This is a genomic window from Devosia sp. A449, from assembly GCF_054489375.1.
Genome location: NZ_JBTMWU010000005.1, coordinates 241735 through 264805, shown reverse-complemented (window position 1 = coordinate 264805; position 23071 = coordinate 241735). Strand labels below are relative to the sequence as shown.

22 protein-coding genes and 1 riboswitch are annotated in these 23071 nt (G+C 63.4%); of the genes, 18 read left to right on the top strand and 4 right to left on the bottom strand.

What is annotated here, in order from left to right; translation table 11 throughout:
- Nucleotides 1–358: 358 nt before the first annotated feature.
- Nucleotides 359–1507 carry a PA0069 family radical SAM protein gene (locus tag ACX3OW_RS15400; protein ID WP_459096672.1) on the top strand — a complete coding sequence of 383 codons (1149 nt, stop codon included), beginning with the start codon at nucleotides 359–361 and terminating at the stop codon, nucleotides 1505–1507.
- A 14-nt stretch (nucleotides 1508–1521) separates the two neighbouring features.
- On the opposite strand, the gene ACX3OW_RS15395 is transcribed toward ACX3OW_RS15400, so the two are convergent.
- Nucleotides 1522–2106, bottom strand: a complete 585-nt coding sequence (locus ACX3OW_RS15395; protein ID WP_459096671.1) for a hypothetical protein — start codon at nucleotides 2104–2106, stop codon at nucleotides 1522–1524.
- An 87-nt stretch (nucleotides 2107–2193) separates the two neighbouring features.
- Here ACX3OW_RS15395 and ACX3OW_RS15390 point away from each other — a divergent pair, with 87 nt between their 5' ends.
- The 3 genes from ACX3OW_RS15390 to ACX3OW_RS15380 all read left to right on the top strand — a co-directional run bounded on the left by ACX3OW_RS15390 (nucleotide 2194) and on the right by ACX3OW_RS15380 (nucleotide 4463).
- On the top strand, nucleotides 2194–2553 hold the full coding sequence (locus tag ACX3OW_RS15390) for a DUF4180 domain-containing protein (protein WP_459096670.1): 360 nt from the start codon (nucleotides 2194–2196) through the stop codon (nucleotides 2551–2553).
- A gap of 30 nt (nucleotides 2554–2583) precedes the next feature.
- A complete protein-coding gene (locus ACX3OW_RS15385) occupies nucleotides 2584–3234 on the top strand; it encodes a ribonuclease HII (protein WP_459096669.1) in 651 nt (216 codons plus the stop codon).
- A 98-nt stretch (nucleotides 3235–3332) separates the two neighbouring features.
- Nucleotides 3333–4463: a DNA methyltransferase gene (locus ACX3OW_RS15380; protein ID WP_459096738.1), complete on the top strand. Its 1131-nt coding sequence runs from the start codon at nucleotides 3333–3335 to the stop codon at nucleotides 4461–4463.
- A gap of 74 nt (nucleotides 4464–4537) precedes the next feature.
- Here the strand turns inward: ACX3OW_RS15380 and ACX3OW_RS15375 are convergent, their stop codons facing one another.
- Together ACX3OW_RS15375 and ACX3OW_RS15370 are read right to left on the bottom strand one after the other, a co-directional pair.
- Nucleotides 4538–5821 carry a saccharopine dehydrogenase family protein gene (locus tag ACX3OW_RS15375; RefSeq protein WP_459096668.1) on the bottom strand — a complete coding sequence of 428 codons (1284 nt, stop codon included), beginning with the start codon at nucleotides 5819–5821 and terminating at the stop codon, nucleotides 4538–4540.
- A gap of 125 nt (nucleotides 5822–5946) precedes the next feature.
- Nucleotides 5947–7047, bottom strand: coding sequence for a carboxynorspermidine decarboxylase (locus ACX3OW_RS15370; RefSeq protein ID WP_459096667.1), 1101 nt, complete (start codon nucleotides 7045–7047; stop codon nucleotides 5947–5949).
- Between the two features lie 187 nt (nucleotides 7048–7234).
- On the opposite strand from ACX3OW_RS15370, the gene blaOXA reads away from it, so the two are divergent.
- Nucleotides 7235–8041 (top strand): class D beta-lactamase, encoded by an 807-nt coding sequence (gene blaOXA, locus ACX3OW_RS15365; protein ID WP_459096666.1) that lies wholly within the window; start codon nucleotides 7235–7237, stop codon nucleotides 8039–8041.
- Between the two features lie 6 nt (nucleotides 8042–8047).
- Here blaOXA and ACX3OW_RS15360 read toward each other — a convergent pair whose 3' ends face one another.
- Nucleotides 8048–9106, bottom strand: a complete 1059-nt coding sequence (locus ACX3OW_RS15360; RefSeq protein WP_459096665.1) for an A/G-specific adenine glycosylase — start codon at nucleotides 9104–9106, stop codon at nucleotides 8048–8050.
- 239 nt (nucleotides 9107–9345) lie between these two features.
- On the opposite strand from ACX3OW_RS15360, the gene ACX3OW_RS15355 reads away from it, so the two are divergent.
- From ACX3OW_RS15355 to gcvPB, 13 genes are all read left to right on the top strand, one after another.
- Nucleotides 9346–9852, top strand: a complete 507-nt coding sequence (locus ACX3OW_RS15355; RefSeq protein ID WP_459096664.1) for a DUF721 domain-containing protein — start codon at nucleotides 9346–9348, stop codon at nucleotides 9850–9852.
- 91 nt (nucleotides 9853–9943) lie between these two features.
- Nucleotides 9944–10711 carry a thioredoxin domain-containing protein gene (locus ACX3OW_RS15350; protein ID WP_459096663.1) on the top strand — a complete coding sequence of 256 codons (768 nt, stop codon included), beginning with the start codon at nucleotides 9944–9946 and terminating at the stop codon, nucleotides 10709–10711.
- A 69-nt stretch (nucleotides 10712–10780) separates the two neighbouring features.
- On the top strand, nucleotides 10781–14236 hold the full coding sequence (smc, locus tag ACX3OW_RS15345) for a chromosome segregation protein SMC (protein WP_459096662.1): 3456 nt from the start codon (nucleotides 10781–10783) through the stop codon (nucleotides 14234–14236).
- Between the two features lie 117 nt (nucleotides 14237–14353).
- Complete coding sequence (locus tag ACX3OW_RS15340; protein ID WP_459096661.1) at nucleotides 14354–14647, top strand: GIY-YIG nuclease family protein; 294 nt, start codon at nucleotides 14354–14356, stop codon at nucleotides 14645–14647.
- Between the two features lie 657 nt (nucleotides 14648–15304).
- Nucleotides 15305–15694, top strand: coding sequence for an AtpZ/AtpI family protein (locus tag ACX3OW_RS15335; protein ID WP_459096660.1), 390 nt, complete (start codon nucleotides 15305–15307; stop codon nucleotides 15692–15694).
- Nucleotides 15695–15715: 21 nt separating this feature from the next.
- On the top strand, nucleotides 15716–16492 hold the full coding sequence (locus ACX3OW_RS15330; protein ID WP_459096659.1) for a F0F1 ATP synthase subunit A: 777 nt from the start codon (nucleotides 15716–15718) through the stop codon (nucleotides 16490–16492).
- Nucleotides 16493–16559: 67 nt separating this feature from the next.
- Nucleotides 16560–16787 carry a F0F1 ATP synthase subunit C gene (locus ACX3OW_RS15325; RefSeq protein ID WP_108462026.1) on the top strand — a complete coding sequence of 76 codons (228 nt, stop codon included), beginning with the start codon at nucleotides 16560–16562 and terminating at the stop codon, nucleotides 16785–16787.
- A 99-nt stretch (nucleotides 16788–16886) separates the two neighbouring features.
- Nucleotides 16887–17525: a F0F1 ATP synthase subunit B gene (locus ACX3OW_RS15320; protein WP_459096737.1), complete on the top strand. Its 639-nt coding sequence runs from the start codon at nucleotides 16887–16889 to the stop codon at nucleotides 17523–17525.
- Between the two features lie 5 nt (nucleotides 17526–17530).
- The gene (locus ACX3OW_RS15315) at nucleotides 17531–18016 is read left to right on the top strand and encodes a F0F1 ATP synthase subunit B family protein (RefSeq protein WP_459096658.1); all 486 of its coding nucleotides are present in this window, start codon (nucleotides 17531–17533) and stop codon (nucleotides 18014–18016) included.
- Between the two features lie 274 nt (nucleotides 18017–18290).
- Nucleotides 18291–18379: riboswitch (glycine riboswitch) on the top strand.
- Between the two features lie 159 nt (nucleotides 18380–18538).
- Nucleotides 18539–19708, top strand: a complete 1170-nt coding sequence (gene gcvT, locus ACX3OW_RS15310) for a glycine cleavage system aminomethyltransferase GcvT (RefSeq protein ID WP_459096657.1) — start codon at nucleotides 18539–18541, stop codon at nucleotides 19706–19708.
- An 11-nt stretch (nucleotides 19709–19719) separates the two neighbouring features.
- On the top strand, nucleotides 19720–20085 hold the full coding sequence (gcvH, locus tag ACX3OW_RS15305; protein WP_459096656.1) for a glycine cleavage system protein GcvH: 366 nt from the start codon (nucleotides 19720–19722) through the stop codon (nucleotides 20083–20085).
- 78 nt (nucleotides 20086–20163) lie between these two features.
- Nucleotides 20164–21507, top strand: coding sequence for an aminomethyl-transferring glycine dehydrogenase subunit GcvPA (gene gcvPA, locus ACX3OW_RS15300; RefSeq protein ID WP_459096655.1), 1344 nt, complete (start codon nucleotides 20164–20166; stop codon nucleotides 21505–21507).
- Nucleotides 21504–23051 carry an aminomethyl-transferring glycine dehydrogenase subunit GcvPB gene (gcvPB, locus tag ACX3OW_RS15295; RefSeq protein WP_459096654.1) on the top strand — a complete coding sequence of 516 codons (1548 nt, stop codon included), beginning with the start codon at nucleotides 21504–21506 and terminating at the stop codon, nucleotides 23049–23051. Before gcvPA ends, gcvPB begins: the two co-directional genes overlap by 4 nt.
- Nucleotides 23052–23071 lie beyond the last annotated feature (20 nt).

Genomic DNA, 23071 nt, shown 5'->3' with positions numbered 1-23071 from the left:
CATCGTGAAAAAATTCTGCGACAGCCGGTGTCAGCAGCCTGATTGTTAAGTGCAAATGTCAGACGACAGCCGCTGCCGAGGCGGCCAATGCAAAGTCATCAATTTAAACATCGCCCGAGCGCATAGCGCCCGCGAAAGGTTGGCAGGTGTAGGCCCGCCCCCTGGTTCCGTCCACCCACACAATTGCAATTCTGGCCTGCAAATTTGGGCCGCCGCCCCTTCTCCCGCATGGCCGGAGCCCCCATATGTAGTCCAGGCCGCCATACAAGTTCTTGTTTTGTTCTCAAAATACTGCTATTTCCTTAATGGCGTTCTGCAGTGACGATTCGACTGCGGCGCGCCCGGCAGGAGATGTCTCATGGCCCTTTATCAGGCCCCCTCGTTCGAAGCCCTCGAAATGCTCAGCCGCAGCCGCGACGCCGATCTGGCGCGGCGTGAACTGCTTGATCCCGACCGCATCCGTGGTCGTGGCGCTCAGAGCAATCGCAGTGGGCGCTTTGAAAAGCAGAGCCGCGAAAGCTTTGATGATGGCTGGGACAATGTCGAGCCGCTCTCGATCTTCGAGACGGTCGAGCATATCGAACGCGCCAAGACCATCATCACCTCCAATGACAGCCCGGATATCAATTTCGATCGCTCGATCAATGCCTATCGCGGCTGCGAGCATGGCTGCTCTTATTGCTTTGCCCGCCCGACCCATGCCTTTCTCGGCCATTCGGCCGGCATCGAGTTCGAGCGCGATATTTACGTCAAGGTCAATGCCGTCGAGGCGCTGCGCGCCGAGCTGGCGGCCAAGAGCTATCGGGTCAAGCCCATCGCCATGGGCACCAATACCGACCCCTACCAACCGGCCGAGCGCAAGCACAAGCTGACGCGCGGCATCCTCGAAGTGATGCTGGAAACTCGCCATCCGGTGATGATCACCACCAAATCGGCGCTCATCATCCGCGACCTCGATCTGCTGACCCAGTTGGCCGAATTGGGTCTGGTCAAGGTTGCCCTCTCGATGACCTCGATGGACCACAAGCTCAGCCGCCGCATGGAGCCGCGCGCCTCCTCCCCGGCCCGCCGGCTGGAGGCTATCCGCCTGCTCAGCGAGGCCGGCGTGCCGGTGGCGGTCTGCGCCTCGCCGATGATTCCGGCGATCAACGACATGGAGCTGGAGCGCATTCTCGATGCCGCCGCCGCGCAGGGCGCAAAAAGCGCCTCAATGATCCTGCTGCGCCTGCCCGGCGAAGTGCGCGACGTGTTCCGCGAATGGCTGCTGCGCCATTTCCCCGACCGGGTCCGCCACGTGTTGTCGCTGGTGCGCGACACCAGAGGCGGCCGCGACAACGACCCGCGTTTCGGCTCGCGCTTCACCGGCGAAGGCCCCTACGCCACGCTATTGCGCCAGCGCTTCGACAAGGCGCGCGAACGCTATGGCCTCGACGCCAAACTGCCCGGCCTGCGCAATGACCTGTTCACCGCCCCCCGCCTCGAAGAGCGGCAGATGAGTTTGTTTTAGAGGGCCGGTCCCCTCTAATACTGCGCCACCTTGCGCGCATGGCTGGCCATGAAGTCGAGCGACGCCATCACCCCGCGCAGGGATAGCCATACCTGTTTGCTCGCCCCATCGCTCAATGGCACCGTCAGCAGCAGCGCATTGCGCTCCTTCATCCGCTCGATCAGCGCCGCTGTGCGCCCGGGATCAGCGACGAAGAACTGATTTTCGGTATCGTAGCGGGTCTCCAGATCTTCGGTGAAGCTGAACTGGTCCGGGCTCATTCCGCCAAACGCCAGCACCAGCGGCCGGCCGGTATCGATGGTCACCCCATCAGCCGCCACGGTAATGGCCACGTCGAGATCGCCGGTCAGCCGGTTGCGCATCAGGGTCAGCTTATAGGCGGGCAGGCTGGCGCTGTTCAGCTCCTGGCTGCCGGTGCTGGCGAAGCAGGAAAAGCCATAATAGCTGGTGGCGCTCTCATCGATCACATCCGGGCAGGCGGCCAGCCAGTCCCGGTGATATTCCCGCCATTCGCCAAACGGATGGTGGAAGGGCTCGGCTGCCGCCGGCATGACGCTCAAGGCAAGAACAACAAGGACGCTGCCAATTCTGGCGATCATCAAATTCTCTTTGTCTGGCGCCCCCCGGCAGAAGCGATTATAGCAACCGGCCCGCGCCCGGCACAGGGCTAAAGCACGGAGATCGTCATGCATGTCACCCAGCACAAGGGCCTCGTCATCTGCGAATTGCCACCGCAGGGTGGCCTATTGGGCAGTGACCTGACCGCGCCTGACCTCATCGGCGACGTCTATGACGCCAACCCCGACCTCATCGTGGTGCCGATCTCCCGCCTCGCTCCCGGCTTTCTCGATCTCAGAACCCGCATCGCCGGCGAAGTGTTCCAGAAAATGGAGCAATATGGTCAGCGCCTCGCCATCCAGGGCGATATCGCCGCCAACGTCGCCGCCAGCACAGCGCTGCATGATTTCGTCTATGAGACCAATCGGCGGGGTCATCACCTGTTTGTGCCCGACCGCGCGGCGCTGCTGGCCCGCCTCGGCGATTGACTTGATCGGCGCCAGGATGATGCTGGCGCCATGTTGTTCGATTCGACGCTACAGACCGAGCCTGACTATTCCCATGAGCTGGCGCTCCTGGCGCGGGGCGCCCGTGTCGTTGCCGGCGTCGACGAAGCCGGGCGCGGGCCGCTGGCCGGACCGGTCGTCGTCGCCGCCGTGGTGCTCCACGCCGACGCCATTCCGCTGGGCCTAAACGATTCCAAGAAACTGAGCGAAGATCAGCGCGAAAGCCTGTTCGAGCAGGTGATGGCCGTGGCGCTGGCCGTATCGGTGGTCGTCGCCCCGCCCTCGATCATTCTCAGCCGCAATATTCGCGGCGCCACCCTATGGGGCATGGCCCAGGCCGCCTGTAGCCTCAGCCTGCGCCCCGATCGCGTGTTGATCGATGGCCGCGACGTGCCGCTCGGCCTGCCCTGCGAAGGACTGGCGCTGATCGGTGGCGATGGCCGCAGCGTCTCCATCGCCGCTGCCTCCATCGTCGCCAAGGTCACCCGCGACCGCATGTGCCGCATCATGGATGGCGATGCGCCCCAGTTCGGCTTTGCCGGCCACAAGGGCTATTCCACCGCCAAGCATATGCGCGCTCTGGTCGAGCATGGCCCCTGCCGCCACCACCGCGAAGAATTCGCCCCCGTCGCCGAAGCCTGGGCGCGGGTCCGGGTCGCCTGACCACCCCTCTTAACCTCCCGCTAACCCCTTAAAAACGCTCCATTAACTCTGCCGCGCTATAACGGGCTTGTTAGTACTGCGTTAGGGTTAAGTGTATGTTGAGTACCGCGCGTAGGGTCGTTCAGGCCACTGCGGAGGAGACCCAGCGTCTCCCCATCGACACTATTCTCGTGGGCGATTGCATCGACCATATGAATAGTTTGCCGGCCGGCTCCGTCGATCTCATCTTTGCCGATCCGCCGTATAATCTGCAGCTTGACCAGAGTCTGACGCGCCCCGACCAGTCCAAGGTCGATGCGGTCGATGACGACTGGGACAAGTTCGACAGCTTTGCCCATTATGACGCCTTCACGCGCGGCTGGCTCAAGGCCGCCCGCCGGGTGCTCAAGCCCGATGGGGCGCTGTGGGTCATCGGCAGCTACCACAATATTTTCCGCGTCGGCACCGCGCTACAGGATCTCGACTACTGGATGCTCAACGACATCGTTTGGCGCAAGGCCAATCCGATGCCGAATTTCCGCGGCACGCGCTTCACCAATGCGCATGAAACGCTGATCTGGGCCGCCAAGAGCCAGAAAAGCCGCGTCACCTTCAATTATGAAGCGATGAAGCTGGCCAATGACGACACGCAGATGCGCAGCGACTGGCTGTTCCCGATCTGCACCGGCAATGAGCGGCTCAAGGACGAGGACGACGAAAAGGTCCATCCGACCCAGAAGCCGGAAGCCCTGCTGTTCCGCATCCTCAATGCCACCACCAAGCCGGGCGATATCGTGCTCGACCCGTTCTTCGGCACCGGCACCACCGGCGCCGTGGCGCGCAAGCTGGGTCGCCATTTCATCGGCATCGAGCGCGAGCAGAGCTATATCAATGCGGCGTTGAAGCGGATTTCCACCATTCGCCCCGGCGTGTTCGAGGCGCTGCAATCGGTAACGCCGAAGCGCAAGGAAACCCGCATTCCGTTTGGTTCGCTGATCGAACAGGGATTAATCGAGCCGGGCGCGCAACTCTTCGACGCATCGAAGCGTTACTTCGCCATGGTTCGTGCTGACGGCTCGCTGATCTCGGGAACCCATCAGGGCTCCATCCACAAGGTGGGGGCGCTGGTTCAGGGAGCGGAAGCCTGTAATGGCTGGACGTTCTGGCATCGCGAACATCTCGGGCAGGTTAGCCCGATCGACGATCTACGCACGGGCATCCGTGCAAAACTTGATTTGCTTTCTGCCTGATCCTGACCTCCAATCAATCAGGCTCTTACCTCGGCCGCCGGTTTGCCCCGGCGGCCTTTTTCTGTGTCAGGCCATCAGTGTGAGGCGGCCCGCTTGCTGGCCGGCCGGCTCTCGCTTGCTTCAAAGCTGAGCGCCCGATCCCCCGCTTCATCGCGAATCCGCGTCGGCAGGCCCATGTCGTTCAGCAGCGCCAGGAACGGCTTGGCCGGCAGTTCCTCGACATTGACCATGCGCTTGGCATCCCAGAGGCCCTTGGCCACCAGGATGGCAGCCGCCACCGGCGGCACTCCGGCGGTATAGGAAATCGCCTGGCTGCCGACTTCGGCATAGCTCTCTTCGTGGTCGGCGACGTTGTAGATGAACACTTCGCGTTCCTCGCCGTCCTTGCGCCCCTTCACCAGATCACCGATGCAGGTCTTGCCGCTATAGGTCGGGGCCAACGAGGCCGGGTCCGGCAACACGGCTTTGACAAGTTTGAGCGGGATCACCTCCAGCCCCTCGGCGGTCATGACCGGCTTTTCCGAGAGCAGGCCCAGATTGTTCAGCACGGTGAACACATTGATGTAATGCGCCCCGAACCCCATCCAGAACCGGACATTGGGCACGTCGAGATTGGCCGAGAGCGAGTGCACCTCGTCATGGCCGGTCAGATAGGTCGTCTGCTCACCCACGACGGGCAGGATATCGCTGCGCTGCACCTCGAACATACGGTTCTCGGTCCAGGCACTATCCTGCCAGCTCCACACGTTGCCGGTGAATTCGCGGAAATTGATCTCCGGATCGAAATTGGTGGCGAAATACCGGCCATGCGAGCCGGCGTTCACGTCAATGATATCGATCGAGTCAATGCTGTCGAAATAGTCCTCGGCAGCCAGCGCGGCATAGGCATTGACCACGCCAGGGTCGAATCCGGCCCCCAGAATGGCGGTAATGCCCTTGCGTTCGCATTCGGTGCGGTGGGTCCATTCATAATTGCCGTACCAGGGCGGGGCTTCGCAGATCCGCTCGGGGTCTTCATGAATGGCGGTGTCGATATAGGCCGCGCCGGTATCCATACAGGCCCGCAGCACGGACATGTTGAGGAAGGCGGAGCCCACATTGATGACGATGCCGGCACGAGCGCGGATGATGAGAGCCTTGGTGGCTTCCACATCCATGGCGTCGAGCTGGTGCGCTTCGAGCACCCCCGGCACCTTCAGCGCGCGTTTGTCGATAATGCTGGCAATGATGGCATGGCATTTATCCACGGTGCGCGAAGCGATGTGGATGGAACCAAGGATGTCGTTGGCCTGGGCGACTTTATGCGCGACGACCTGCGCCACACCCCCGGCCCCGATAATCAGGACGTTCTTTTTCAATTGGCACGAAACACCTAGTCAATACGCGAGCAGCGAGACCTCAGTCAGCACTCTGAACGCGTTCCAATCGGCACCGGCGCCTGAGCGGCTCCCGGCAGTGGCTACGCTGAACCAAGTCGCCCTCTCTAGGAGAGGCTGTCGACATAGTCCGTGTAGGTGAAGCTCTTGACGAGCCGCACCCGACCGTCCAATTCCCTGACCGCAATCGAGGGCATGTGGACGCCGTTGAACCAGTTCTTCTTGACCATGGTGTAACCGCCCGCATCCTGAATGGAGATGCGGTCGCCCACGCTCAAGGGGTTTTCGAACTGGAACTCCCCGAAGATATCGCCGGCAAGGCATGACTTGCCGCATATCATATAGGTATGTTGCCCCATATTCGGGGCGATCTTGGCTTCGATCCGGTAGATCAGCAGATCCAGCATATGGGCTTCGATCGAAGCGTCCACAATGGCGAGTTCCTTGCCATTGTGCAATGTATCCAGCACGCTCACTTCCAGCGTGGTGGAATTGGTAATCGCCGCTTCGCCCGGCTCCAAATAGACTTGCACGCCCCAGCGTTCGGCAAAAAGCTTGAGCCGGTCGGCAAAATCATCGAGCGGATAGTCGGCGCCGGTGAAGTGAATGCCACCGCCCAGGCTCACCCAATCGAGCTGTTCCAGCACGCTGCCGAAGCGCGTTTCGATCTCGCCCAGAATGGCGGAGAAGCTGGCGAAATCATCATTTTCACAATGGCAATGGATCATCACGCCCGAGATCAGCTCCAGCGCCGGCTCGATCCGCGCCAGATCCCACTCCCCCAGCCGGCTATGCGGCCGCGCCGGGTCGGCAATCAGGAAATCGGAGCTGCTGACCTGCGGATTGAGCCGGAGCCCGATCTGCTTGCCCGCCGCCTTGGCGTGAAACCGCTGCAACTGGCCCAGCGAATTGAAGATGATCTTGTCGCAATTGGCCACGACCTCATCGATCTCGCCATCCGAATAGGCGACCGAATAGGCATGCGTTTCGCCGCCGAATTTCTCGTAGCCGAGCTTCACTTCGTTGAGCGAGGACGACGTGGTGCCATCCATATGCTCGGCCATCAGGTCAAACACCGACCAGGTGGCAAAGCATTTAAGCGCCAGCAGGCACTTGGCACCCGAGCGCTCGCGCAACCGCGAAATTTTCTCCAGATTGGAGAGCAAAGCCGTCTTGTCGACGAGATAATAGGGCGTGTTTAACGTCAATGAGCCTGTCGCACCTCTATTGGGGGTGGGCGCCAAAGGCCCGATAGCACCAGTGCGCCATGGCGCGAGTGGATCAGGCCTACCTAACTGCTAACGACCGATAGCTCAAGATACGCTCATGCATTCCAGCCCCGCAGTGAGCAAAACTGCCCTGCCCTTGAGCGCCCGGTGCCCACCATTGTAGATCGTGTCCATGAAACATCTCGCCCTCTGCCTGCTCGCCCTTGTCATGTCCGTGGCCCCAGCCAGTGCCAAAACCATTTGCACCGTCATTGCTGATGCGGAGACCGGGGTGGTGCTGCTGGAACGAGGCGATTGCCGCTCGCGGGTAACGCCGGCCTCGACGTTCAAGCTGGCGCTGAGCGTGATGGGGTTTGACGCTGGCGTGCTCACCGACGCCAGCACGCCCGCCCTGCCCTTCAAAGCGGGCTATGCCGATTGGGGTGGCGACAATTGGCAACAGCCAACAGATCCGACGCGCTGGATGAAATATTCGGTGGTCTGGTTCTCCCAGCAGCTCACTGCCGCGCTGGGCGTCGAAACCTTAGAGCGCTACGCGTTGGCGCTGGGCTACGGCAATGCGGATTTCGCCGGAGATGCGGGCAAGAACAATGCGCTTGAACGCGCCTGGATCAGTTCATCGCTCAAGATCGCGCCTGTCGAGCAGGTGGCGTTTCTCCGCAACCTCCTCAACCGCTCTTTGCCGGTCCAGCCCCACGCCATCGACATGACCCTGGCCATTGTGGAAACCACCCCGGCCGACGAGGGCTGGATGATTTCCGGCAAAACTGGTTCCGCCTATCCGCGATTGGCCGATGGCGCGTTTGACCGCAGCAAAGGCTGGGGCTGGTTCGTGGGCTGGGCCAAGAAGGGGGATCGCACTTTGGTCTTCGCCCGACTCGCTCAGGATGAAAAACGCGAAAGCATCTCCGGGGGGATCAGGGCGAAAGACGCTCTATTGCAGGAATGGCGCGGGCTCGTCGCCGCGCCATAGTCCGCCTTACTCCAGCCCCGCCGCTGCCAGCACCTTGCGGAACAATGTCGGCAGCGCCTCGCCCTTGAGCGCCCGGCGCTCGCTCCACCAGCCGCCATCCATGCCAGTCGCGTCCACCTCGGCCGACCACACTTCCAGTTCCAGCCGGAAATGGGTGAACACATGCACCACCTGCCCGCGATGCTGCCAGGCGCCGGTGACGGGATAGTCCGCGTCCGGCAGCGAAGCTGCCCAGTCCGAGCCCGGCACTTCGGTCATGCCGCCGAGCAGCCCCTTGGTCGGGCGGCTTTGGAGGAACACGTCACCATCGCCGTCGCGCATCACATAGGCATGGCCCTTGCGCACCGGGCGTTCAGCCTTGGCCGGCTTGACCGGATAGATGGTCGGATCGCCTGCCTTGGTCGCCACGCAGCCGGGCTGGATCGGGCACAGCATGCAGGCGGCAGTCCGCGGCGCGCAGATCGTGGCGCCCAGATCCATCATCGCCTGGGCGAAATCGCCGGCCCGCTCCGGCACCGAGGCCTGCAGCGCCGCCCGCAATTCGTCCTTGGCCTCGCGCACCGGCACCGGCAGCGCATAATAGCGCGCCAGCACCCGGTCGAGATTGCCGTCGAGCACCGCAATGGGCTCGTCAAAACAGATCGCGGCGATGGCCGCGCTGGTGTAGGCGCCGATCCCCGGCAGGGTTTGCAGCGCCACCGAACCGGTCGGGAACACGCCATTATGCTGGTCCACCACCGCCTGCGCACAGGCATGCAGATTTCGCGCCCGCGCATAATAGCCCAGCCCCGCCCACTCCTTGAGCACACTGTCGAGTGGCGCGGCGGCGAGATCGAACACCGTCGGCCACAGGCTGGTGAAACGGACGAAATAGCTCTTCACCGCCGCCACGGTGGTCTGTTGCAACATCACTTCGCTGAGCCACACCCGGTATGGATCCGGCCGCACCCCACGCGCCCGCTCCCCCGGCGCGACCCGCCAAGGCAGATCGCGCGCATGGCGATCATACCAGGCAAGAACAGCCGGCGCGTCGATGGGAGCGGGATTGGAGAGGTACATCAGCATCGGATACCCCCACCTCAGCCCTGCCCACAAGACCTGTTTGCGCAAGTCCTGCAACAAATCGCGGTGTCATCCCAGCCTTGAGCCGGGACCCATCCTGAGATGGGTTCACCTGCACGATCTGGGGATGGATCCCGGCTCAAGGTTGGGGTGAGGCAATGTCAAAGAACACCACGGTCGTGGCGCTCAATTGCACAACAGGCTCTTGTGGGCAGGGCCGGGGTGGGGGTATTCCAAGACCCATGGCCAAAGACGACCTTCCCGAGCCCAAGCGCCGCAACCGGACCATGAGCGTGGCCGACGTTTTGTCGGGCGCGCTCGATCCGGTGCTGAAAAAGCGCGGCTTTGCCAGCCGGGACATCATCACCCATTGGTCGGTGATGGCGCCAAAACCCTATGACAGCGTCGCCATTCCCGACAAGCTGAGCTGGCCGCGCGGCGAGCGCAGTGCCGAAGGCGCGACCTTGGTGCTGCGCTGCGTGCCCGGCCATGCGCTGGCCATTGCCCATGAAGGGCCCAAGATCGCGGCGGCGGTCAATCGCTATTTCGGCTTCGTGCTAGTGGGGGCGGTGCGCCTCTCATCCGAGGCATTCACCCCCGGTTCAGCCAAACCGGAGCAAACCTTCCAACCGGCCCCCGAGGTCGTGAGCAAGGTCGGGGCCATGGTGGCCGAGATCGAAAATGACGATGTAAGGGAAGCCTTGCGGAGTCTGGGTCACGCCATGTCCAGCCGGTCAGAGAAAAAATAGGGCCAGTGTTCACCTTAGGTTGATGGATGTGCCCACTTGCCCACACATTTGCCCGGTGTAGTGTCCGCACATTAAAACAGGAGCGTTCGAAGTGAAATTTACCCGCCGTGACACCCTTATGCTGGCTGCGGCCGCGTCGGCCCTGAGCCTTTGCGGGGTTGCCACCGCCAGCGCAGCCGAAGGCGACATGATCGACGTTGCCAAGCTGATGGCGCCCGCCGGCGGCGTAGCCGACCATGCTCGCGGCAGCGAAACCGCGCCGGTCACGGTCATTGAATACGCTTCGCCGACCTGCCCGCATTGCGCGACCTTCGCCAATAACGTCTCCCCCGCCTTCGTCGCCGCCTATGTCGATACCGGCAAGGTGCGGTTCATCACCCGCCCCTTCGTGCGCAACGTGCTCGACGCCGCCGTGTTCATGCTGGCCGAAGCCGCCGGCCCGACCAACTACCACAATGTGCTGTCGACCTATTTCAAGACCCAGGCCACCTGGGCCGCTTCGCAGACGCCGCGCGACGCCATTCTCGAAATCGCCAAGCAGTTGGGCTTTACCCAGGAAACTTTTGATGCCGCATTGACGAATCAGGAGCTATTCACCGGGATGGAAGCCTTGCGCGAACAGGCGCTCGATGAATTCAAACTGACGGGTACGCCGACATTTTATGTCAATGGCAAGACGCTCACCGGTGACAAGACGCTCGAGGAACTCGCGGCCGCGATCGATCCGCTTGTGCCTGCCGATTTCGTCGCCACCGAACCCGCTGCTGCCGTCCCCGCAGCCGATGCCATGGCGCCGGCTGTCGACGCGATGGCTCCCGCTGGTGGCGCCATGGCCCCAGCCGCCCCTGCTGCGCAGTAATTTCCGCAAGCACAATCAGCACCTCCCCCATGATGGGGGAGGTGTCGCCTTTTGCATGGGGGGGCAGCGATGAAGTTCTCCCGCCTCAAGCTGCACGGCTTCAAATCCTTCTCCGATGAGACCACCCTGGTCATGGAGCCGGGACTGACCGGCATTGTCGGGCCCAATGGCTGCGGCAAGTCCAACCTCGTCGAAGCCATGCGCTGGGTGATGGGCGAAAGCTCCTACAAGGCCATGCGCGCCTCGGGCATGGATGACGTGATCTTTTCCGGCTCCGGCAATCGCCCGGCCCGCAACAGCGCCGAAGTCACCCTCGTCCTCGACAATTCCGACCGCACCGCCCCGGCTGCCCTCAACAATGCCGATGTGCTCGAAGTCACCCGCCGCATCGAGCGCGAGGCCGGCTCGGTCTATCGCGTCAATGGCAAGGAAGTGCGCGCCCGCGACGTGCAATTGCTGTTTGCCGATGCCTCCACCGGCGCCCATTCCCCCTCCATGGTGCGGCAGGGCCAGATCGGCGAGTTGATCGCCGCTAAGCCCACCGCCCGCCGCGCCCTGCTCGAAGAGGCCGCCGGCATTTCCGGGCTGCATTCGCGCCGCCATGAAGCCGAGTTGCGGCTGCGCGGCGCCGAGACCAATCTCGAACGCGTCGATGACGTCATCGCCCAGATCGACACCCAGCTCGAAACCCTCAAGCGTCAGGCCCGTCTGGCCACTCGCTATCGCGCGCTGTCCGGCGATATCCGCCGCGCCGAGGCGACGCTCTATCATATCCGCTGGGTGGCGGCCCGCTTCGCCGAAAAGGAGGCCGAGGCGCAGCAGGCCGTGCTCATCCGCGACCTGGCCGACGCCACCCATCTGCAATTTGAGGCGCAGAAAAAACTCGAAGCCGCCGATGCCGCGCTGCAACCCTTGCGCGACCGCGAAGCGGTGACCGGCGCCGTGCTGCAGCGCTACACCATTCTGGCCGAACAGCTGGCCGAGGAAGCGCGCCGTGCCGGCCAGCGTCAGGCCGAGCTGGAAGACCGCATCCGCCAGCTCACCGCCGACGGCGTGCGCGAGCGCGAACTGGTCGAGGAAGCCGAGCTCACGCTGGCCACCTATGAAGAGGAACAATACGGTCTCGCCGCCGAGGGCGAAGCGGCACAAGGTGATTTCGACCAGGCCCGCATCGAGGCCGACACCGCGCGCAACGCCGTGGCCGAGGCCGAGACCCGGGCCCGCGCGGCCGCCGACACGCTGGCGCAGGTGCGCGCCCGCAGCGCCCAAGCCAGCCGCAGCGCCCAGGAAGCCGCCACCCGCATTCAGCGCCTGAGCCACCAGCTCGCCGAAGTCGAGCAGGAAGCCCGCACCGTTACCGCCAGCCTCGACGCCGACGAAACCCTCAGCGCCAAGCGCGCCGAACTGGCCGCCGCGCAGGACACCATGGCCGGTGCCGAAGAGCTCACCCTTGAAGCCGAGGACGCCACCGCCGACGCCCAGGCCAGGCTCGACGCCGCCCGCCCGCGCCTTGCCGATATCGAGGCCGCACTCAATCGGCTCGAAGCCGAAGCCGCCACCCTGGGCAAAATGCTCAATGTCGGCGCCAGTCTCTGGCCGGCCATTGTCGATGAACTCAAGGTCGCGCCCGGCTATGAAACCGCGCTCGGCGCGGCGCTGGGCGATGATCTTGATGCCAGCTCCGACGCCGGCGCGCCGATGCACTGGTCGGTGCCGGTCGATCACACCGATGACGCCGCCCTGCCCCAGGCCGCCGAACCACTGTCGCGCTACGTTACCGGCAGCCCCCTGCTCAAGCGCCGCCTCGACCAGATCGGCCTGATCCACGCCGTCGATGGCCCGGCGCTGATGCATGCGCTCAAGCCCGGCCAGCGGCTGGTCACCATGGATGGTGCGCTGTGGCGCTGGGACGGTTTCATCGCCGCCGCCGACGCGCCAAGCGCCGCCGCCCAGCGACTGGCCCAGCGCAATCGCCTCGCCGAACTCGATGAGGAAATCGCCCGCGCCAAGGGCGAACGCAACGCCCATAAGCGCGATGTAGAGGCCCTGACCGCCACGCTCGAAGCCGCCCGTCAGGACGAGCGCGGCCGTCGCGACGCCTGGCGCGCCGCCCAGCACGCCATCGGCGCGGCCCAGTCCGAAGTCGACAAAGCTCAGCGCGCCATCGGCGACCTGACCACCCGCCAATCGGCGCTCGACGAAGCCCGTACCCGCCTCGCCACCAGCCTCGAGGAAGCCGAAGCCAGTCGCGACGAGGCCGAAAACGCCTTGCATGAGGCCGGCACCGAGGACGAGGCCGCCGAACACGCCGAAGCCCTCCAATCACTGCTCGACACCGCCCGCGACCGCGCCGATCAATCCCGCCTGAAGCTGGGCAGCTTCGAAACCGCCGCCCGCATGCGCGAGAGCCGCCTCTCCCAGCTGGACCGTGACGCCCAAAGCTGGCAGCGCCGCCGCGACGGCGCCCTGGCCCAGCTCGCCACGCTCGACCAGCGCAGTGCCGAAGTCAGCGCCCAGCTGGCCAGCGTCGCCCAAACCCCCGATGGTTTCGCCGCCCGCCGCGCCCAGCTTGAAGACCAGATCGAGACGGCCAAGATCGAGCATCAGGCCGCTGGCGACAGTTTCAACGTCGCCCAGACCGGCTTTCGCGAGGCCGACCGCGCGCTCAAGACCGCCAGCGATCTGCTGGCCAATGCCCGCATCGAGCTGACCCGCATCGAGGAGCGCGCCAAGGGCTTCATCGCCCAGCGCCAGCAGATCGAACGCCAGATCGAAGAATCACTCGACATTCCGGCGAGCAAGACGCTGGAAGCCTCCGGCATTCGCCCCGAAGAGCCGCTTCCCGCCGAACACGTCACCGAACAAAAGCTCGACCGCCTCAAGGCCGAGCGCGAGCGGCTGGGTGGGGTGAACCTTTCCGCCGAAAAGGAAGCCATCGAGATTCAGGAAAAGCTCGACCTGATGGTCAAGGACAAGGACGATTTGGTGGAGGCCATCGCCAAGCTGCGCACCGGCATCGCCTCGCTCAATCGCGAAGGCCGCGCCCGGCTCAACGAGGCCTTCGTCAAGGTCAACGCCTATTTCCAGGAGCTGTTCACCAGCCTCTTCGGTGGCGGCACTGCCGAGCTGAGCTTTGTCGAAAGCGACGACCCGCTCGAAGCCGGCCTCGAAATCATCGCCCGCCCGCCCGGCAAGAAGCCACAGACCATGACGCTGCTGTCCGGCGGCGAACAGGCCCTCACCGCCATGAGCCTGATCTTTGCCGTGTTCCTGACCAATCCGGCACCGATCTGCGTGCTCGACGAAGTCGACGCCCCGCTCGACGACGCCAACGTGGAACGCTTCTGCAACCTGCTGGAATCCATGCGCCAGCGCACCAACACCCGATTCATGGTCATCACCCACAACCCAATCACCATGAGCCGCGTCGACCGCCTGTTCGGCGTCACCATGGCCGAACGCGGCGTGAGCCAGCTGGTCTCGGTGGATTTGACGACGGCGGAGAGGTTTCTTGAGGCGGGGTAGAGCCTGAAAGAAGCTGGATTGCCCGGACAAGCCGGGCAATGACGAATGAAAAATCATCTCTCCCCACCGTCATCACCGGGCTTGTCCCGGTGATCCATCTTCCGGCATGCTGGATAGATGAAGGGGTATGTCTACATCCTGGCATCCAAGAAAAATGGGACGCTCTATACCGGCGTCACATCCAATCCATCACGCCGGCTATTCGAGCATCAGCACGCACTGACGCCCGGCTTCACCTCGCGTTATGGCGTCAGAACCCTGGTCTGGCTCGAAGAGCATGATCTGGTGGTTGATGCGATCCAACGCGAGAAGTCGATCAAAAAATACCCCCGACAATGGAAGATCAATCTGATCGAAGCCATCAATCCCGACTGGGCTGACCTCAGTTCGTGGCTGTTCGACGCGCGGTGATGGCAAGAAGATGGATTGCCCGGACAAGCCGGGCAATGACGATAGGGGAAAGATAACCGCCCCCTCCCCACCGTCATCACCGGGCCCGTCCCCGGTGATCCACCTTTCCACCCCCACTTATCCATCTTATCCCCGCCCCCAATTCCCGTGCCATACTCCCCCCATCTTCCGGGATACGAGCGGCGCTGCAGCGACCGGTGTCCGGATTGACGGTCGGGAGGGTGGAGGTCGCGCTTCGCCCTGGGCTGTGCGGATGGGGCATTCGGGCATGGGGCTACGGGTCCATGCTGGGGCTTGCGGTCTGCCTTCCGAGAAAAACCCGACGCCCCGAGGCGACTATCACCTCATTTTTTACTATCCATCGAGGCGACAGCCACCTCGGGGCTCCGCTCGTCCTTTCCCTCCGTTCGGCTGGCGCCGCGCGGTCGCTGGCCGTGCCGGAATGCGACAGAATCCCCCCGTCACTGCCTCGACTTCGCCATGATCCCCTGTGGACAGCATGCCGCACCCCCGTCGCACGCTGATTTTACATTACATACCAATGACTTACAGCCGACAAGGCCGTCTTGACACTCTCCAACCCCACTACTATGTTGCGCGCGACTTAAGAAGGTGTCCCGGAAATGCCGGGCAGGGTCGACCGAGGCAGGCAAGCGGATGACAAAACCGCCGAGTGGCAAAGGTCAGCCAGACAGCACCAAAGAGGTGACGCGCGATCTCGCATCGCGTATTGCCTCGGCCAAGCGGGTACGCGATATCGAGGACAACAAGGCCTCGGCTAGTGCAACCCCGGAGATGAGCGGTATGGCGCGCGGCATGCGCATCGGCACCGAATTCATCGCCGCGATATTGGTGGGGACCGGCTTCGGCTATCTCATCGATCTTGGCCTGGGGACCAGCCCCTGGGGCTTGCTCACCATGTTCCTGGTGGGCTTCGCCGCTGGAATACTCAATGTCACCCGTGTGGTGGCACAAATGAATGCCGCATCGCCTCCCCCGCCGGGCTCCGATCTAGGACCCGACGTGGAAGACGAAGATGTAAATTGATGACGTTTAGAGGGCTCTATCTTGGCCGGTACTGATCCGATCCACCAGTTCGTCATCGAGGACATGTTCCCGCTATTCACCCTTGGTGGTGATGGTACCGAAGGGTCCGGCGTCCACTTTGCGTTCACCAATTCGTCGCTGTTCATGGTGGTGACGATTGCGATTATTTCGCTCTACCTGATCCTGTCGACCGGCGCGAAGCGCGTGGTGCCCAGCCGGGCCCAGTTGGTCAGCGAGCTGGTCTACGGCTTCGTCGCCAATATGGTGCGCAGCGCTGCCGGCACCGAGGGGATGAAGTTCTTCCCGCTGGTGTTCAGCCTGTTCACCTTCATTTTCGTGGCCAACATGCTCGGCATGGTGCCGTATTTCTTCACCGTCACCAGCCACATCATCGTCACCTTCGCGCTGTCGATGCTGGTGTTCCTGACGGTCATTGTTTACGGCTTCCTCAAGAACGGCCCCAAATTCCTCAAGCTGTTCGTGCCCTCCGGCGTGCCCGGCTACATTCTTCCCATCGTGGCGCCAATCGAGTTCATCTCGTTCATGAGCCGCCCGATCTCGCTTTCCGTGCGTCTGTTCGGCAACGTGCTTGCCGGCCATATCACGCTAAAAGTCTTCACCGGCTTCATCGTCACCATGAGCAGCCTGGGTTTCCTTGGCATCCTGGGTTCGGCGCTGCCGTTGATTATGGGCGTTGCCATCACCGGACTGGAATTCCTGGTTGGTGCTGTTCAGGCCTATGTCTTTGCGGTGCTCACCTGCATGTACCTCAACGACGCGATCCACCCGTCTCACTAATCTACCCAGTCACGGCGGGCTGTTCCGCCAGAACCCCCGCTTAAAAGTCGCTTGAAAGGACTAAAAAATGGAAGCTGAAGCCGCAAAGTACATCGGCGCCGGTATTGCTTGTTTCGGTATGGCTGGTGCCGCCATTGGCGTGGCCAACATCTTCGGCAACTTCCTGTCGGGCGCCCTGCGCAACCCGTCGGCAGCACCGAGCCAGTTCTCGAACCTGATCTTCGGCTTCGCCGTGACCGAAGCTCTGGGCATCTTCTCGTTCCTGGTTGCCCTGATCCTGCTGTTCGTCGTCTAATATTCGACGTCACACGCCTGTCTTCGCGGCCGGGACTCGTCCCGGCTGCGTATATTTATCCGGCTACTCGCCGGCTGACCGGATTTAACGGGACCGCACCTGATGGTAACGCAAGCCTATGCCCAAGAAGCGGCTGCACCGGCCGAAGTCCACGTAGAGGGCGCTGATAGCGTCGTTGATGTGAACCTCGCCGATCCAACCGCTGACACCCATGCCACTACCGAAGCCTCGGCTGGCGAGCATGATTCAGGCGTATTCCCGCCCTTTGATCCGGCAACATTCCCATCGCAATTGCTGTGGCTGACGATCACGTTCGCCGCGCTCTATCTGCTGATGAGCCGGATTGCACTGCCCCGCATTGGCGGCATTCTGGAAGGCCGCAAGGCCATCATCGACGCCGATCTGGCGGCCGCTGATGCGTCGCGCCAAAAGACCGACGCTGCCATCGCTGCCTACGAAGCGGCTCTGGCTGCAGCCAAGTCCAAGGCACAGGGCATTGCCAGCGAGACCCGCGAATCGATCCAGGCCGATCTGGCTGCCAAGCGCAGCGCCGTCGAAGCCGACCTCACCGGCAAGGTGACGGAAGCCGAGGCGCGGATCAACACCACCAAGACCGAAGCGCTGACCCATGTCGATGAAATCGCCACGGAAACCGCGCAGAGTGTCGTGACCCAGCTGGTGGGCGACGTTTCGGCCGATAGCGTCCGCGCCGCGGTCGCCAAGGCATCGAAGGAGTAAGCGCCATGGAATGGTTGGACAACAGCTTCTACGCCTTCCTCTCGCTGATCATCTTCATTGCAGGGGCGATGTATTTCGGCATCCACGGCATCATCGCCAAGATGCTCGACGCCCAGATCCAGAAGATCGCCGACGACCTGGCTGCTGCCAAGCAGCTGCGCGAAGAGGCCGCTGCCCTGCTCGTTGAATATGAGCAGAAGCGCGTCGCCGCCGAGAGCGAAGCCGAAGGCATCATCGCTGCCGCCAAGGACGAGGCCACCCGCCTCACCGCCGAGGCTCAGGTATCGCTGGCCGATCTGATCGCCCGCCGCACCAAGTCGGTGGAAGACAAGATCGCCCAGGCCGAGGCCCAGGCCGTCGCCGAAGTGCGCGCCCGCTCGGCTGACGTCGCCATCGAGGCAGCCCGGCTGGTGCTGACCGACGAAATGAACCGCAAGGGCGGTTCGGTCGTCGACAACGCCATCGCCGATGTCGGCAACCGGCTGAACTAAGCTTCAGCCACAGAAATTGAGAAAAGGGCGGGCAAGTTATGCCCGCCCTTTTCGTTTGCGCTATACTGATCTTGCCTTCCCCTCGCCCCTTGAGGGAGAGGGACAGACCTGACGCGTTCAGCGGAAGGTCAGGGTGAGGGGTCCTGCGCTCGCCCATGCTTTGACGTTGTTGCACCAACCCCTCATCCGCCCCTTCGGGGCACCTTCTCCCTCAAGGGGAGAAGGAAAAGCGGTGGTGAGGCAATTGACGCCTTTCAGATTCTCCACCATGGTGCCCCGAACTGCGGGAGAGACTGGTTTTTCTCCGGCGCCGAAGGAGCAACCGCCCCGGAAACTCTCAGGCAAAAGGACCGCAGCACCACTATAACTCTGGAAAGCGGACCGGCACCTTGCCTGGTCCCACCGAAGGAGCAACCGGCGCTCAGCCGGGAAATCTCTCAGGTGATCAAGGACAGAGGGGGCACGGAATTCGCCGCAAGGCGAGTGTAGTCGTGTCGCCTTGTTCAGTTCCAGGATGTGTTGATGGCCCAAACCTCAGCCGAAGACCTTAAATTCACGCCGCTCTACGAGCGTCACCTTGCCGCCAGTGGTCGCATGGTGCCGTTCAGCGGCTATTCGCTCCCCGTGCAATATCCCAGCGGGATCATGGGCGAGCATAAATGGACCCGTGAACAGGCCGGCCTGTTCGATGTCAGCCATATGGGGCCGAGCTTTCTCGTGCTCAACAATCCCAGCGGCGACGCCGATGCCGATCACGCCGCCGTCGCCGCGCTGATCGAGCCGCTGATCTGCGGGGATATCGCCGGGCTCAAGCCCGGGCAGATTCGCTACACCCTGCTGCTCAACGAGGAAGGCGGCACTCTCGACGATCTGATGATCGGCCGCTCGCCACTGTTCGGCGGCGCGCTCTATATCGTGGTCAATGCCGGCACCAAGGAGGGTGACTTCGCCCGTATCCAGGCTGCCGCCGGTGACGCTGCCAAGTTCGGCCGCGTCGATGGCGACAATGCCCTGCTGGCGCTGCAAGGCCCCGAAGCCGTCAATGTGATGGCGCAAATCGCTCCCGGCGCCATCGAACTTGGCTTCATGCAATATGCTGCCTTCGACTGGGGCGGCGAGAAGCTGATCGTCTCCCGCGCCGGCTATACCGGCGAAGACGGCTTTGAAATCCTGGTCTCGAACGCTAATGCCCTCCTGCTCTGGGATGCGTTGCTGGCCGATGACCGGGTCAAGCCCGCCGGCCTCGGCGCCCGCGACAGCCTGCGGCTGGAAGCCGGCCTGCCGCTTTATGGGCACGAACTGAACGAAACCATTTCCCCGATCGAAGCCAATCTCGGCTTCGCCATCGCCAAGCGCCGCCGCGAAGCCGGTGATTTCCCCGGCGCCGCGCGCATTCTGGCCGAACGCGAAAACGGACCATCCCGCATCCGCGTCGGGCTGCTCGTTGAAGGCGCCCCGGCCCGCGAAGGCGCCGAGATCCTTGATGCTGACGGCACAGCCATTGGCGTCGTCACCAGCGGCGGCTTTGCCCCCTCGCTGGGCAAGGCCATCGCCATGGGCTTCGTGCCGCCCAGCCACGCCGAGCACGGCACCAGACTGCAGGTCTCGGTCCGCGGCCGAGCCCAACCGGCAGAGGTGGTCCCCACGCCCTTCGTGCCGCATCGCTATTTCCGCAAACCCACCGCTAGTTGAGAGCGCAAATCATGACCACCAAGTTCACCCCTGACCACGAATATATCCGCGTCGAGGGCGCGACCGGCATTATCGGTATCACGCCCTATGCCCAGGAATCGCTCGGCGACATCGTGTTTGTCGAGCTGCCCAGCGTCGGCAAGGTGCTCAAGAAGGGCGACGAAGTCGCCGTCGTTGAATCGGTCAAGGCCGCGTCGGAGATCTATGCTCCGGTCGCCGGCACCGTGACTGAAGTCAACGAAGCGCTGTCCGCCAATCCGGGCCTGATCAACACCGATCCCGAAGCCGCCGGCTGGATCTACAAGCTCGCCATCGCCGATGCCTCCGAGCTGGACACCCTGCTCGACGCAGCCGGCTACGCCGACCTGACCAAGTAAGCCAAGCCCCCTCCCTGCCCGCTCCGCCACGGCGGGACAGGGAGGGGGTGTCCGCCACCCACTGGAAGCCTCCTCCCCATGCGCTACCTCCCCCATTCCGATCACGAACGCGCCGAAATGCTCGGCGTCATCGGCGCGGCCAATGTCGATGCCCTGTTCAGCGCCGTCCCGGCCCGCGCCTTCAAGAGCTTTGATCTCGGCCTGCCCGCTCACAGCCCCGAATTTCTCGTCGAAGCCCATATGAAAGCCCTGGCCGGCAAGAATCAGGCCGGTGCCGATGGCCCGTTCTTCGTCGGTGCCGGCGCCTATCGCCATCACGTGCCGGCCACGGTCGATCATTTGATCCAGCGCTCGGAATGGCTCACCGCCTATACGCCGTATCAGCCGGAAATCTCGCAGGGCACCCTGCAGATGCTGTTCGAGTTCCAGACCCAGGTGGCCAAGCTCACCGGCATGGATGTGGCCAATGCCTCGCTTTATGACGGCTCCACCGGCACTGCCGAAGCCGTGCTGATGGCCCGTCGCCTCACCCGTCGCAACAAGATCGTGCTATCGGGCGGGTTGCACCCGCATTACCGCGACGTGGTCCGCGCCTACCTCAAAGACGACGCCGATCTGGTCTGTCTCAGCGCCTCGCCCGAGGGCCAGGGCGACATTCTCGACCATATCGACGAGACGACCGCTGCCATCGTCATCCAAACCCCCGATTTCTACGGCCATCTGCGCAATATGCAGGCCGCCGCCGACGCCGCCCACGCCAAGGGCGCGCTGCTGATCGTGGTCATCACCGAAGTGGTGTCGCTGGGCCTGCTCGAAGCACCCGGCGCGCTCGGGGCCGATATCGTGGTGGCCGAAGGTCAGTCGATCGGCAATGCCCTCAATTTCGGCGGCCCCTATCTCGGCCTGATGGCCACCCGCAAGAAATTCATCCGCCAGATGCCGGGCCGGCTCTGTGGCGAGACCGTCGACGCCGAAGGCCAGCGCGGCTTCGTGCTGACGCTGTCGACCCGCGAGCAGCATATCCGCCGCGAGAAGGCGACGTCGAACATCTGCACCAATTCGGGGCTCTGCGCTCTCGCCTTCTCGATCCATATGGCGCTGCTGGGCGAAGCCGGCTTCACCCGCCTCGCCCGTCTCAACCACGCCAATGCCTGCAAACTGGCCGATGCTCTCTCTGCCGTGCAGGGTGTCGAAGTGCTCAACAAAACCTTCTTCAACGAGATGACCATTCGCACCAGCCAGCCCGCCGCCACGCTGATCGAGCGTCTGGCCCGACGCGGCATTCTGGGCGGCGTCCCGGTCAGCCGGCTCGAACCAGACGATCCGACGGTAGAAAACCTCATCGTGCTGGCCGCCACCGAACTCACCACCGATGCCGATATCGCCGCACTCTGCGCCGCCCTTTCGGAGGAACTCGCATGAGCATGAACACGCAAGGCCGCCCCACCGGTATCGGCACCTCCGGCTTCGCCTCCAGCTCCGGCTCGGCGCTGCTGCCCAATGAACCGCTGCTGTTTGAAATCGGCGATACCGAGCATTCCGGCGTCGACCTGCCGGATGTGACCATCTCCGCTGACCGCCTCGGCGGCTTCGAGCGCAAGCTGAAGCTCGATCTGGCTGGCCTCACCGAGCCCGAGGCGATGCGCCATTATGTGCGCCTCTCCCGCCTCAATCATTCGATCGATAGCGGTATGTATCCGCTCGGCTCGTGCACGATGAAGCACAATCCGCGCCTCAACGAGAAGATCGCCCGCCTGCCCGGCTTCGCCGACATCCACCCGCTGCAGCCGGTCTCCACGGTGCAGGGCGCGCTGGAGATGATGAACCAGCTGTCGCACTGGCTGATGACCCTCACCAACACCGCTGCCGTGGCGCTCTCGCCCAAGGCCGGCGCGCATGGCGAGCTGCTTGGCATGATGGCAATCAAGGCGGCGCAGGACGCTGCCGGCCAAAGCCATCGCAATATCGTGCTGGTCCCCGAAAGCGCCCACGGCACCAATCCGGCCACCGCAGCCTTCCTCGGCTACACGGTGAAGGCCATCCCGGCCCGCACCGACGGCACCGTCGACGTACAGGCGGTCAAGGATGCGCTGTCGCCCGACGTCGCGGCGATCATGCTGACCAATCCGAACACCTGCGGGTTGTTCGAGCCGCAGGTCATCGAGATTGCCCAAGCCGTGCATGACGCCGGGGCGTTCTTTTACTGCGACGGCGCCAATTTCAACGCCATCATGGGCGTGGTCCGTCCCGGCGATCTCGGCATCGACGCCATGCATATCAACCTGCACAAGACCTTCTCGACGCCGCATGGCGGCGGCGGCCCGGGCGCGGGTCCGGTGGTGCTGTCGGCAGCGCTGGCGCCCTTCGCTCCGGTGCCGTTCGTGCGCCAGGGCAGCGCTGGGCTGGAACTGGTGGAACATGCCGAGGGCGACGCCCTGGGCCGTATCACCGCCTTCCAGGGCCAGATGGGCATGTATGTTCGCGCGCTGACCTACATGCTCAGCCATGGCGGCGATGGCCTCGCCCAGGCGGCCGAGGATGCGGTGCTCAATGCCAATTACATCAAGGCGCGACTTGAGCATGTCTTCTCGGTGCCGTTCAATGACTATCCGACCATGCATGAGGCGCTGTTCGACGACAGCTTCCTCGCCGGCACCGGCGTCACCACGCTCGATTTCGCCAAGGCGCTGATCGACGAGGGCTTCCACCCGATGACCATGTATTTCCCGCTGGTGGTGCATGGCGCGATGCTGATCGAGCCGACCGAAAGCGAGAGCAAGCAGACGCTGGACCGCTTCTGCGATGTGATGGAAGAGCTGGCGATCGACGCCAAATCCGGCAATAGCACCCGCTTCACTTCCGCCCCGCTCAAGGCCCCGCGCCGTCGCCTCGACGAAACCCGCGCCGCCCGCTCGCCGATCCTGCGCTGGGAACGGCCAGAGGAACTGCCCAAGGCAGCGGAGTAAGCTCTTCCTCGCCCCACCCT

Coding starts and splice junctions, on each gene's coding strand:
- gcvPA (WP_459096655.1), top strand. CDS start 20,164: ATGCGCTACCTCCCCCATTCCGATCACGAACGCGCCGAAATGCTCGGC.
- ACX3OW_RS15340 (WP_459096661.1), top strand. CDS start 14,354: ATGAAGGGGTATGTCTACATCCTGGCATCCAAGAAAAATGGGACGCTC.
- ACX3OW_RS15395 (WP_459096671.1), bottom strand. CDS start 2,106: ATGATCGCCAGAATTGGCAGCGTCCTTGTTGTTCTTGCCTTGAGCGTC.
- gcvPB (WP_459096654.1), top strand. CDS start 21,504: ATGAGCATGAACACGCAAGGCCGCCCCACCGGTATCGGCACCTCCGGC.
- ACX3OW_RS15400 (WP_459096672.1), top strand. CDS start 359: ATGGCCCTTTATCAGGCCCCCTCGTTCGAAGCCCTCGAAATGCTCAGC.
- gcvH (WP_459096656.1), top strand. CDS start 19,720: ATGACCACCAAGTTCACCCCTGACCACGAATATATCCGCGTCGAGGGC.
- ACX3OW_RS15315 (WP_459096658.1), top strand. CDS start 17,531: ATGGAATGGTTGGACAACAGCTTCTACGCCTTCCTCTCGCTGATCATC.
- ACX3OW_RS15335 (WP_459096660.1), top strand. CDS start 15,305: ATGACAAAACCGCCGAGTGGCAAAGGTCAGCCAGACAGCACCAAAGAG.
- smc (WP_459096662.1), top strand. CDS start 10,781: ATGAAGTTCTCCCGCCTCAAGCTGCACGGCTTCAAATCCTTCTCCGAT.
- ACX3OW_RS15385 (WP_459096669.1), top strand. CDS start 2,584: ATGTTGTTCGATTCGACGCTACAGACCGAGCCTGACTATTCCCATGAG.
- ACX3OW_RS15325 (WP_108462026.1), top strand. CDS start 16,560: ATGGAAGCTGAAGCCGCAAAGTACATCGGCGCCGGTATTGCTTGTTTC.
- ACX3OW_RS15390 (WP_459096670.1), top strand. CDS start 2,194: ATGCATGTCACCCAGCACAAGGGCCTCGTCATCTGCGAATTGCCACCG.
- ACX3OW_RS15355 (WP_459096664.1), top strand. CDS start 9,346: ATGGCCAAAGACGACCTTCCCGAGCCCAAGCGCCGCAACCGGACCATG.
- ACX3OW_RS15360 (WP_459096665.1), bottom strand. CDS start 9,106: ATGCTGATGTACCTCTCCAATCCCGCTCCCATCGACGCGCCGGCTGTT.
- gcvT (WP_459096657.1), top strand. CDS start 18,539: ATGGCCCAAACCTCAGCCGAAGACCTTAAATTCACGCCGCTCTACGAG.